Origin of the sequence: Methanoculleus sp. DTU007 (assembly GCF_001512385.1) — an archaeon.
Taxonomy (GTDB): Archaea; Halobacteriota; Methanomicrobia; order Methanomicrobiales; family Methanoculleaceae; genus Methanoculleus; species Methanoculleus thermophilus.
Genome location: NZ_LFRO01000031.1, coordinates 24788 through 35672 on the forward strand (window position 1 = coordinate 24788; position 10885 = coordinate 35672).

Annotated in this window: 11 protein-coding genes and 1 tRNA gene; 5 read left to right on the forward strand and 7 right to left on the reverse strand. The window is 58.2% G+C overall.

Annotation, left to right across the window (positions count from 1 at the left end; all coding sequences use genetic code 11):
• Positions 1-2 precede the first annotated feature (2 nt).
• The 4 genes from ACI94_RS03120 to ACI94_RS03135 all read right to left on the reverse strand — a co-directional run bounded on the left by ACI94_RS03120 (position 3) and on the right by ACI94_RS03135 (position 3069).
• Positions 3-1157 (reverse strand): glycosyltransferase family 4 protein, encoded by a 1155-nt coding sequence (locus ACI94_RS03120; protein WP_066954386.1) that lies wholly within the window; start codon positions 1155-1157, stop codon positions 3-5.
• Positions 1158-1395: 238 nt separating this feature from the next.
• Positions 1396-1887 (reverse strand): Mut7-C RNAse domain-containing protein, encoded by a 492-nt coding sequence (locus tag ACI94_RS03125; protein WP_083524706.1) that lies wholly within the window; start codon positions 1885-1887, stop codon positions 1396-1398.
• Positions 1868-2881: an AmmeMemoRadiSam system radical SAM enzyme gene (gene amrS, locus ACI94_RS03130; RefSeq protein WP_066954391.1), complete on the reverse strand. Its 1014-nt coding sequence runs from the start codon at positions 2879-2881 to the stop codon at positions 1868-1870. The genes ACI94_RS03125 and amrS overlap by 20 nt, the downstream gene beginning before the upstream one ends.
• A 26-nt stretch (positions 2882-2907) precedes the next feature.
• Positions 2908-3069: a hypothetical protein gene (locus ACI94_RS03135; RefSeq protein ID WP_169795887.1), complete on the reverse strand. Its 162-nt coding sequence runs from the start codon at positions 3067-3069 to the stop codon at positions 2908-2910.
• A 41-nt stretch (positions 3070-3110) separates the two neighbouring features.
• Between ACI94_RS03135 and pyrH the strand changes: the two genes are divergently transcribed.
• The 3 genes from pyrH (at position 3111) to nth (ending at position 4628) form a co-directional block, all read left to right on the forward strand.
• Positions 3111-3815, forward strand: coding sequence for a UMP kinase (gene pyrH / locus ACI94_RS03140; protein ID WP_066954394.1), 705 nt, complete (start codon positions 3111-3113; stop codon positions 3813-3815).
• Between the two features lie 55 nt (positions 3816-3870).
• Positions 3871-3945 (forward strand) — tRNA-Pro (locus ACI94_RS03145).
• A gap of 5 nt (positions 3946-3950) precedes the next feature.
• Positions 3951-4628, forward strand: a complete 678-nt coding sequence (nth, locus tag ACI94_RS03150) for an endonuclease III (RefSeq protein ID WP_066954396.1) — start codon at positions 3951-3953, stop codon at positions 4626-4628.
• A gap of 175 nt (positions 4629-4803) precedes the next feature.
• Here nth and ACI94_RS03155 read toward each other — a convergent pair whose 3' ends face one another.
• The 3 genes from ACI94_RS03155 to ACI94_RS03165 form a co-directional block, all read right to left on the reverse strand.
• Positions 4804-5985 carry an inorganic phosphate transporter gene (locus ACI94_RS03155; RefSeq protein ID WP_286681087.1) on the reverse strand — a complete coding sequence of 394 codons (1182 nt, stop codon included), beginning with the start codon at positions 5983-5985 and terminating at the stop codon, positions 4804-4806.
• Positions 5986-5990: 5 nt separating this feature from the next.
• Positions 5991-6620, reverse strand: a complete 630-nt coding sequence (locus ACI94_RS03160; RefSeq protein ID WP_066954402.1) for a DUF47 domain-containing protein — start codon at positions 6618-6620, stop codon at positions 5991-5993.
• A gap of 176 nt (positions 6621-6796) precedes the next feature.
• Positions 6797-7105 carry a DUF1894 domain-containing protein gene (locus ACI94_RS03165; protein ID WP_066954405.1) on the reverse strand — a complete coding sequence of 103 codons (309 nt, stop codon included), beginning with the start codon at positions 7103-7105 and terminating at the stop codon, positions 6797-6799.
• Between the two features lie 182 nt (positions 7106-7287).
• Here ACI94_RS03165 and ACI94_RS03170 point away from each other — a divergent pair, with 182 nt between their 5' ends.
• Together ACI94_RS03170 and ACI94_RS03175 are read left to right on the forward strand one after the other, a co-directional pair.
• Positions 7288-7842, forward strand: a complete 555-nt coding sequence (locus tag ACI94_RS03170; RefSeq protein ID WP_150468697.1) for a hypothetical protein — start codon at positions 7288-7290, stop codon at positions 7840-7842.
• Positions 7843-7926: 84 nt separating this feature from the next.
• Positions 7927-10566, forward strand: coding sequence for an aminotransferase class V-fold PLP-dependent enzyme (locus ACI94_RS03175; protein ID WP_083524707.1), 2640 nt, complete (start codon positions 7927-7929; stop codon positions 10564-10566).
• Positions 10567-10885 lie beyond the last annotated feature (319 nt).

The window sequence follows — 10885 nt, forward strand, 5'->3', positions numbered from 1 at the left end:
GGTCAGCAGAGGAGAGTCTCGTGGTCTGCGAGCTTGCGATACGCGCCCTCCATCTGCGCTGCAACGCGGCTCCACCTGAAATCTTTCTTAACCCTGTTGAGCCCTTCGCGGCCCAGGGAGAGCAACTTCGTGGGGGAACCCACCACCTGAGCGAGGCCATTTGCGATTGAGTCGGGGCTCGGCCGCACCTTGACGCCATCAGTTCCATGATTGATGTTCTCGGAGAGCCCGCCGACGTCGGAAGCGACCACGCATCGGCCGGCACTCCACGCTTCGAGAAGCACAAGTCCAAACGGCTCGTTCCTGCTCGGGATAGCAACGATATCGCTGGCGTTGAGGAGCGGTACGTAGTCCGCATCATCGAGCCGGCCCAGGAATCGGATGGGAAGCTCCCGGGCCTGCGCCTCGAGACCCGGACGCATCTGCCCCTCTCCGACAAAGGCAAACTGGCCATCGGGATGCTCCCGGAGGAGATCGGGAACTGCGTCCACCAGCATATCTGGCCCTTTTTGCCACGCAAGCCGTCCGACAAAGAGTATGAGCGGAGCGTCCGGGTCAAACCCGTGGCGCTGCTTCACTGCCCTGGGATCGACGTCCGCCTGGTATCGACCGGGCACGATGCCGTTTGGGACGACGTCGATCTTCCAGTCGGGAATCTGATAGAGGCTCATAGCCTCCCGGCGGAGAGTAGAAGATACTGCCGTTATGCGTTTGGCAAACGATGCCCCACAATGTTCAATCCTCGTTATCTCTACAAAGGGCCAGCTGTTACTGAAACGGTTCCCATTTCTGCCAAACTCTGTTGAGTGATAGGTGAAGATGGTCTCCCGCTCCCGGAGCCGGCGGAGCACGTCGACCACGTGCCAGTCATGGAAATGCAGGACGTCAAATGAAGGCGTATCAAATTCTCTAAACCGGTCGAACATCCCTCTGCTCATATCGGAGCAGTACTGGATGATATTCTCTCCTTCTGGCCGGCAGTAGTGGTACTGGACTCCGTTAATCTCATCGTCTCTTTTCCAGCCCCGGGTAAAAAAATGCACCTCATGGTGTTGTGCCAGCGTCTCGGCAAGGTTTGTTGCCGCATTTGCCAGCCCGCCGACTCGCTCTGCATACAGTGACTCCCAGCAGAAAAATGCAATCTTAAGGTGTTCCATACCATTCCTCTCTATTAATTGCCCAAACCCCGCCGGTTCATGCACGAGGTCCAGGGTTCGGCACCGGGACCGCCGAAACCGCCTGTTCTCCTGCACTGGAACGCCTGGTTCCGGTTGATGGTTGGTCAGACCTGCTGACCTTAACTATCGTGCCTCATACCCGCTCAAAGTTGATATATTTTTCCTGGATCTCCAAAAGTAGTTGAAATGTCCCGTATTGGGATTTGGTAACTTACGGTCAGGAGGAGCGCATCTCTTCGAGGCGCTTTTTGAGGCGGTGGCTGTGTGAACCCATCCAGTAGAGTTTTCGGCAGGTGGGACACCACGAGAACTCCTTTCCCGCATGAGACTGTGGTGCGTAGCGTGCCTCCCGGATCTCCCGGACAGTAGCCGGTCGGAGGCGGGTATTGCAGAGGGAACACCGGATCATCCGGATCTCGGGTTCGATGAGGCCGAGATCGGCGACCTGGCGGATCTGATCCATGATGGCCTCGGATGCGATGTAGACCGCCTGCTCACCACCCCGCCGTGCAAGTTCCCGGTCTCGTGTCAGGAGGATTCGCCCCTCCCGAGCGGCGATCTCAAGCAAGAGGGTATCCTCCCGTGTGCTCCCGGGGGTGAGGCTGTTTGCGCTCATGGTATCGTAACCCATGAACCGGAGGTAGCGGGTGAGCGTTCCAAGCATCCTGTCGGTGAGGAATCTAGGGCATTCAGTCGATCTTCGAGACATACTCGATATGTCCGCCGCACTCAGTGCAGGTGTGATCCTCGAGCCCCACTATTCGGGTCGAATATCCCGATCGCTCGATGACGAGGCCGCCGCAGGCCGGGCAGTAGGTATTCTCGTAGGGGTGACCCCCGACGTTGCCGAGATACGGATAGTGAAGCCCCAGTTCCTTTGCACGCTCGTAGATCTTCTCAAGGGTCCTGATCTCGGTTGGCCGCACATCAAGCATCTTATAGTCTGGATGGAACCGGGTGAAGTGCATCGGGGTATCGGGCCCGAGGTTCTCGAGCACCCACCGAATGAGCGCCTCCATCTCCTCCATCGAGTCGTTCTGACCGGGGATGACCAGCGTTACGGTCTCGACGTGCATGCCAAGTTCCTTTGCAAGCGCTGTTGCATCGAGGATCGGCTGCAGCCGCCCCCCGCAGACCTTCCGGTAGAAGGTATCGGAGAATGACTTGAGATCGACACGGAAGGCGTTGAGTACCGAAGAGATCTCCCGGAGCCCTTCTTCGGTGATATAGCCGTTCGTGACGTAGACTGTTCCGAGTCCCTTTTTGCGTGCCAGGGCCCCCATCGCAAGCGGGTACTCGTGCCAGATCGTGGGCTCGTTGTACGTCCAGGCTATGCTTGCAGAGCCGCTGGCACGCGCCCGTTCCACGCCCTCCTCGGGGGCGAGGTCCCGGAGCGCCTCCATCTCCAGTGTCTGCTGTGAGATGTGCCAGTTCTGACAGTGTTCGCAGTGAAAGTTGCACCCTATGGTCCCAAGCGAGTAGGAGAGGGTTCCTGGCAGGAAGTGGTAGAGCGGTTTCTTCTCAATGGGGTCGACCGCTTCAGCGATGACCTTGCCGAAGGTGGCGGCATAGAGGGTGCCGCCGCGGTTGATACGTACACCGCAGACGCCCTGCTTACCCTCCCGTATGGTGCACCGGTGGGCGCAGAGAGAACACCGGACGGTATCGTCCTCCAGTTTCTGGTAGAGTCGCGCCTCGTGCATACGATCATCACGTGAGGGGAGCCATCTTATTTATCCTTGCGGACCGCCTGCTCGTCCTGCTCCTCGTACTCGATAACCAGCGCCCCATGATACCCACAACGCTTGCAGCGGTAGACGCAGCCGGTATAGCCGCCGGTAACTACCCAGACGTCTGTAGAACTGCATATAGGGCAGTGCAGCCTCTTCACAACAGGTATATGAGTGATATTGGGGATAATAATAGGGTGGCATGAAGAAGATAGTAATCTCGCTGGGTGGCTCGGTTCTGGTCCCCACACTTGAGTCGAATAATATCAGCAAATATGTCTCTGTTCTTCGGAAGATCATCGGAAAATGTCAGATTTTTATCGTTGTCGGCGGCGGTGGAGAGGCGCGCCGATATATTCGTGTTGCCCGCGACCTCGGCCTCAGCGAGGCGGCAGCAGACGAACTCGGCATCCAGGTGACCAGGATGAATGCACGCCTCCTGGTGGCCGGACTTGGGGATGCGGCCTACCCGCGCGTTGCAGAGGACTATACGGAGGCGCAGGAGTTCGCACAGACGGGTAAGATCATCGTTATGGGCGGTATCACCCCGGCGCAGACGACGGATGCGGTATCCGCGGTCCTCGCCGAGAGTGTCGGTGCCGATCTCCTCATCAACGCCACGTCGATCGACGGGATCTACAGCGCTGATCCAAAGAAGGATGCACGCGCGGTGAGATACGAGCACCTCACACCGCAGGACCTCCTCGATATCATCACCGGGTGCAGGATGGATGCAGGTGCAAACACGGTGCTCGATATCGTAGCCGGGAAGGTCATCGAGCGGTCGGGGATCCCGCTCCTGGTGCTTGATGGCCGTGACCCGGAGAACCTCTACCGCGCGATCGTAGAGGGGATCTACACAGGCACCATCGTGAGCAAAGAGAATACAATCCCTCTGCCGGCCTGAGGGTTCCTCCCATCGGTAACTATTTTTGTCTCCATCTCCAACATATAATGGCACAGGGGCAGTAGGGTAGCCTGGTCCATCCTAGAGCGTTTGGGACGCTTTGACGGCAGTTCAAATCTGCCCTGCCCCATCAGTATGAACCGTAAGACCGCCTGTGAAGTTTACCACCGACTTCTTGTCCAGTATCCCATCATCAATGACAGGCGCCACTTTCTCGACTTTCATAACCCTTATGAGACGCTGATCCTCACGATCCTCTCCGCGCAGACAACCGACCGAGCCGTCAACGCCGTCCGCGATGCCCTCTTTTCCCGTTACCCGACACCGGAAGCGCTCGCCCGCGCGAAGCCAGAGGAAGTAGAGCCGATCATCAGGACCATCGGGTTCCACCGCACAAAAGCCCGCCACATTGTCGAGACGGCAAGGAAGCTCGTCTCCGACTTCGGAGGCGAGGTCCCGAGAACGATGGAGGAGTTGCGGACGCTGCCCGGTGTCGGACGAAAGACCGCAAACATCGTCCTTTCTCACGCATTTGGGATCAACGTCGGCATCGCTGTCGATACCCATGTCCGCCGGCTCTCAAAGAGGATCGGGTTTACCGAGAGTACAAATCCCGATATCATCGAGCGCGATCTCATGGCTCTCTTCCCGCAGGAGGTCTGGCGGGACATCAACTATCTTCTGATCCGCCACGGCCGCGCTGTCTGCACCGCACAGAACCCGAAACACGATGAGTGTGTCGTGGCGGACCTCTGCCGGTATTACCAGGAACTCCTGGCCGGGGAGCAGGTTTCCTGCCCTGAGGATAGGTAAGACTGAGCGCCTCCGGTGCACAGACGACTGCTTTTCGGTCAGGCGTTCCCTCTTTTGTAGTAATAGCAGTGAAAATCTGGAAAGCGCGTTACGTGATCGCCCGAAAGTGATAATTGTTCTATCGCTGGGGTAATTTTTGTTGGCGGGGTTGAGAAAGGCTCCCAATGTAGCCCTCTCAAAACACCCCGCCAATCAGGGCATACCCGACGATGTAACAGAGCCCGGCCACGACCGCTGATGCCGGAATAGTCAGAACCCACGCGATAAGGATCTCGCGGACCACACCCCACTTGACCGCCGAGTAGCCGCGCGTCGCACCGACGCCCATGATCGCCCCGGTTGTTGCGTGGGTCGTCGAGACCGGGACACCAAAGACATTCATCAGCGATAGAACGCCCCCGGCGGAGGTCGATGCGGCAAACCCCTGGTAGGGCCGGATCCGGGTGATACGGTTGGCCATCTTATCGATGACCCGCCACCCACCTAGGAGGGTGCCGAGGGAGATTGCAAGCGAAGAGGCGAGGATCACCCAGAGCGGGACGGCGAACTCGGAGATCAGCCCCCCGGCAAGGAGCATGGCGGTGATGATCCCCATCGCATTCTGTGCGTCGTTGCCCCCGTGGCCGATCGCCTGAAGCGATCCCGAGAATATCTGGAGGATCTTAAAGAGACCTGTCACGCGCCACGGAGCATAGTTGCGAAAGATACAGGTAACGACGATGCCGAAGACAAATGCGACGATGAATCCGAGCATCGGGGAGATGACGATGAAAAGGATGACCGCGAGGATGCCACTGACATGCAAAAGCCCTGCCGCAATGGCGAGCGGTATGGCCACCGTCACCCCGATGATTCCGCCGAGGAGGAGGTGCCAGGGCTTGAACTCGCCCCTCCAATGCGTAAATGCTCCCACGGCAACCGCACCGAGGATGATACCAATAATCCCATAGAAGGCGGTCTGCTCAATCATCGTGAGCGACGGCCAGATGACCGCTCCCACTCCGGCACCTGCAATGCCGGCACCAAGAAGCCCCCCGATCAAGGCATGGCTGCTCGATACCGGAATCCCGAGAAGAGATGTCGCAAGAACCCAGAGCACCGCACCGACAAGGGCCGTGAGGATCAGTGTTGGGGTGAGAAACGAGGAATCAACGATACCCCTTCCGATGGTCGCCGCAATCGCTGTCGTGAAGAGGAGGGGGCCAAGGAGGTTGAAGACCCCGGCAAGGAGGACCGCCTGCAGAGGGGTTAAGGCCTTGGTCGCGACGATTGTTGCGATCGAGTTTGCGGCATCGTTCAAGCCGTTTGCAAAATTAAAAAGGAGGGCAAGAGCAATGCCGATGATGATTATGTCCATAGCGATCAGGAGTGTCTGATGGCTATGTCGCTCAGGACGTTTGCGACATCTTCACATTTATCAGTCGCTATTTCCAGATTCTCGTAGATATCCTTGAGCTTGATGATGGCGATCGCATCCTCTGTCTTGAAGAGATCCATGATGGCATGACCGAGGACACTGTCCGCGACATTCTCTAGGCGATTCACCTCAATGCACCGCTCCTCGATCAGGTTCGGATTCTTGATGGTTCGAATGCCGTTGACGGCCTTCTCAATCTCGACAACACTGAGTTGTATCAGTTTTGCAAGCTGAACCATCGAGTCGTCAGTGGCAGTAATACCATAACTGTACATCTGCTGTGCGGTACCGTCGATGTAGTCGATGATGTCATCCAGCGCTGAGGCAAGGCGGGATATCTCTTCCGGTTCGAGTGGTGTGATGAAAGTTCGATTCAACTGCTCATAGATCTCGTGTGATATCTCATCTCCCTGATGTTCGATCTCTTTCATTCGTTGGCACTGCTCTTTCACATTCTCGAAGTTTTCAACGAGTTCAACGAGCAGATTGGCGGCAGAGACGACTGTCGCGGCCATTCTGTCGAAGAGATCAAAAAAAACCTTATCCTGAGGGACTACCCACTCTTTGATGCCCACAATGATCGCTATAGATTTTTCCGTCAGGGCCTATATAGCGTTCGGTTGTGGCACCTGCACGGTATGACAGGAGAGAATGAAATGGATTGATTGGGCCAGTACGCCGAAGGCGGGGCATCGTGACCTGGCCTCATAACGACTTGAATGCTCCAGGACCACCTGTATAATCGCAACGGTTATTCCTGGACTCTCACAAGATTATTACGGATGAAGTCAAGATCATCGTCCTTTGCTGCGATCTCGAAGAGCATAGTCCCGGGGTTGGCGCAGCGCTTCGTAAATGGCAGCAGGATCTTCTTCTTCTTGTTCTGAATGCCAACGAGCATCGGGGATGCTAGGAGCATCCGGATACCTTTGAAGACAAAGCCCGGGGGCATCTCATAATATTCCTTGCAGTGCTTTCGCACGTAGTCGTTTACCTCCTTGGGGGTTACGCCCATGAGGAGCACCTTTCCGCCAAGGTTATTCACGCAACACGATGGCATCACTATTTTGTTCGCTTGTATACGAATAAACTTTTGCTTATCCAGGTCTCCAGGCCCGGGCGGTATCTCCGAAAGAACCTACCGCTCTCGACCGCAGTGATGGAATGGACGAGTGAGTGTTCTCTTGGCGTATCCCCATCGTTGAGGAAAAGATTATCGTATGCCGAACGAACAAGCCTCTCATGAAGCCGCATGGGATGTCCGGCCGCCCACCCGGTGCACAATTCTACCTCCTGCTGGCTTTATCCGCTCTCCTCCTCATCCCCTGCTTTGCTTCGGCCGCAACACCCCCGCCGCTCCCGGATCATGTCATCTCGGTATCGGACGACACCCTCTCCCGGAGTGAAGACCTCGAGATCTCCGCCGTATGGGATCGGGATGTGAGTCTCTACCGTCCTCCGGAGAGCCTCTATCTACAGATCTACAGCGCCTCCTCCGGCTCGCTCATCGCAGGGTATACAATCCCGGAGGACAAACATGCAGCATCTGAAGAGAACATACGGTACTTCCGCGGGCTTATCCCCTCCTCGGAGCTGCCTGCGGACAGGCTCACGCTCGTCGTGACTGACCCGGTCTCCGGCGCTGATGCTCGTATGCTGGTCAACGTCACCGAGACAGGGCCGGATTTCCCGGATGTCCATATGCAGAGGTCTGCTGATACTCTCTTCGCCCTGGTTGCTGTGTTCCTCCTGATTCTCCTCAGTACCGTTCTGGGCCTCCTGATCAGGCGGTCGTGAGGAAAGACCGCTCAAGGGACCGCGATTCTATCGGATCTTCACCATCGGTTTACTTAATGTCTGCGGCAACCAACTAGTATTAAAGTGATACGCGAACCGTCAGTCAAAAAAGTCCTCTACTGGTGCGATCAGTGCAACGTCCCTCTCATTGGACGCACCTGTGCCTGCAAGACGCGCACAAGAGAGGTTCCGCTCCTGCAGCCGTACGATGTCCGCCCCGCCCTTGCGGCGGATATGGCTCTCATCCGGCGGCTTCTTGCGGAGCGGTTCGGTGATGTCCCCCTGCCCCACGTCGTGCTCTTAAACAAGACCGGGGGCACCGACCGGGCCGACCTCGTGATCGTGCACGGCGAGCGGTTCGGCTGGCTCACGTTCGATCCGGTCTCCCGAAAATTCAGCCTTGATATCGCTCCCGAAGCCCTCTCGTACATCCTGCCGCATGCAACCCGGGGGATCATCGACCTTGAGGCCGAACCCGCAGTGATTGCCCATCGGGGGCGTATCGGTGGAAAACGATTCCCCTTAAAAGACCCTGTTCCCGACGGGACGGTCATCGTCGCCTACAAGAACCGGTTCGGCACCGGTGTCGTCAGGGACGGCCAGGTCCGGGTGAAGGACCTCGCCCCCATCACACCCCGGACCCGGTCCAATCCGGACTGGGAAGTGGTGATCGAGAAGAACCGCTACCACTTAAAGAACCTTGAGAGGAATGCAATCCGGACCATCAAGAAGCACATGAACGACCGGCCGTGCGTCAACGTCTCGTTCTCCGGCGGCAAGGACAGCACCGCCGTCCTCCATCTCGCCCGAAAGGCCGGGGTGGAGAAGGCGTTCTTCATCGATACCGGGATCGAACTCCCCGAGACGGTGGAGTTCGTGGCCTCTCAGGGAGTCGAGATCATCCAAAAAGGCGGCGACTTCTTCCAGGCGGTCGAGAAGGCCGGGCCGCCTGGGAAGGACCACCGCTGGTGCTGCAAACTCTTAAAACTTCACCCCTTAAAGATCTACCTCGCCGGCACCGGCCCCTGCGTCACGATCCAGGGGAACCGGTGGTATGAGTCCTGGAACCGGGCTGAGCTCGACGAGACAAGTCAGAATCCGGCAAATCCGCTGCAGTTGAATATCTCACCGATCCGGAGCTGGCGGGCGCTCGAGGTCTTCCTTTACCTCTGGTGGCAGAAGGTCCCAATAAACCCGCTTTACGATATGGGCCTTGAGCGGATAGGCTGTTACCTCTGCCCGGCGGCACTCGAGAGCGAGTACGAGGGTCTCCGCGTGATGCACCCTGAACTGACAGACCGCTGGGACGAATTCCTTATCAGGTGGGCGGAGAAGAATGGGCTGCCGGAGGCCTATCACCGCTGGGGACTCTGGCGGTGGCGGGCACTGCCCCCGAAGATGCGCGAACTCTGCAGGGAGTGGGGTATCGGCGTGAATGACGACTTCACTCTGAAGGAGGACCCGGCAAGAAAGAGGGCGGAGGTGGCAACGACGAAGACGATGGAGACCCATAAGCCGGCACCGCCGGCCGAGACTGAGTTTACTCCCGATCAGATCCGGAAGGACTTCCCGATCCTCGGCGACATCATATACCTCGACAATGCAGCGACGAGTTTCTCACCGGAACCGGTGGTGAATGCATTCGTCGAGTTCGAGCACAATTACCGGGCGAACGTCGGGCGGGGTGTCCACCGCCTGACCCGGATCGCGACGCAACGCTACTGGCACGCCCACGAGAAGGTGGCCCGGTTCATCGGCGGGGAGGCGGGGTTGACGGTCTTTACGAAGAACGCCACCGAGGCAATAAACATGGTCGCGCAGGGGCTCTCTTGGAAGCCGGGTGACCGTGTGGTGACCACAATCCTGGAGCACCACTCAAACCTCCTCCCCTGGCGGATGCTGGCAAAGCAGGGGGTCGCGCTCGACGTGATCGGGATCGACGCCGATTATGAGCTCGATCTTGCGGCGCTTGAGAAGATCCTCTCCGGGGGCAGCGTCCGGCTCGTCGCCGTCACTCACGCCTCAAACGTCCTCGGCGTGGTAACGCCGATCCAGAAGATCGCAAACCTCTGCCGGGAGCACGGCGCCCTCTTCCTGGTGGACGGAGCGCAGTCCCTGCCGCACATGCCGGTCAACGTGCGAGACCTCGGCTGCGACTTCCTCTGCTTTGCAGGGCACAAGATGTTCGGGCCGACCGGGACCGGGGTCCTCTGGATGCGGGATCTCCTCCTCGAGCCCCCGACCCTCGGCGGCGGCATGGTCACGAGCGTGACCGTGGAAGGTTACGATCCGGCGGAGGGCTACCAGCGCTATGAGGCCGGGACGCCGAACGTCGGGGGCGGGATCGCGCTCGGCGTCGCCGTGGATTATCTTGCGGCGATCGGCATGGAGAAGATCCACCGGCACGAGGAGCGCCTGACCGCCCGGCTGATCGAGGGGCTCTCCGCGATAGACGGGGTCACGGTCTACGCCGGGAAAGACCCGCATACCCGGATCGGGGTTGTCTCGTTCACCATCGACGGCATCCACCCGCAGGAGGTCGCGCAGATGCTCGACGAGGAGGCGGATATCATGGTGCGGTCGGGGCACCACTGCTGCCAGCCGCTGATGGAGCACCTCGGCCTCCCGGAGGGGACGGTCCGGGCGAGCATGGCGGCCTACACGACCGAGCAGGAGATCGACCTCCTGATCGCGGCCGTCGACGAGATCAGCCGGGGACGGTAGGGCTGGCCCTCTCAATTTCTTGAACCCACAATTTTTCAGTAATTGCAACTAGCCGTGTTCTAATTGGAACGGTGGCTGTATAATCCACAAGTCGAGGTAAATACTCCTGAACACTGCCGATTTTAGGCATACGCAGTGACCGAAGCGAGAGAAGATTTATCGCCAATTAAGGGTGGGCGATGGGCGGAACGCGCGGAGTTCAAGCACCATTGGGTGAGAGAAGCGGCACCGTCCATTACAGAATGAAGTTTCTACCAGTCGAATGATCGGTAAAACCCCGGTGCACTGGACCGTGGGGATATCGCAATAGGGGGTGGGG

Bases quoted from the DNA above. Each gene is read 5' to 3' on its own strand.
- ACI94_RS03125 (WP_083524706.1), bottom strand. From the start codon at position 1,887: ATGTCTCGAAGATCGACTGAATGCCCTAGATTCCTCACCGACAGGATG.
- ACI94_RS03165 (WP_066954405.1), bottom strand. From the start codon at position 7,105: ATGCCATCGTGTTGCGTGAATAACCTTGGCGGAAAGGTGCTCCTCATG.
- nth (WP_066954396.1), top strand. From the start codon at position 3,951: ATGAACCGTAAGACCGCCTGTGAAGTTTACCACCGACTTCTTGTCCAG.
- ACI94_RS03170 (WP_150468697.1), top strand. From the start codon at position 7,288: ATGAAGCCGCATGGGATGTCCGGCCGCCCACCCGGTGCACAATTCTAC.
- amrS (WP_066954391.1), bottom strand. From the start codon at position 2,881: ATGCACGAGGCGCGACTCTACCAGAAACTGGAGGACGATACCGTCCGG.
- pyrH (WP_066954394.1), top strand. From the start codon at position 3,111: ATGAAGAAGATAGTAATCTCGCTGGGTGGCTCGGTTCTGGTCCCCACA.
- ACI94_RS03120 (WP_066954386.1), bottom strand. From the start codon at position 1,157: ATGGAACACCTTAAGATTGCATTTTTCTGCTGGGAGTCACTGTATGCA.
- ACI94_RS03155 (WP_286681087.1), bottom strand. From the start codon at position 5,985: ATGGACATAATCATCATCGGCATTGCTCTTGCCCTCCTTTTTAATTTT.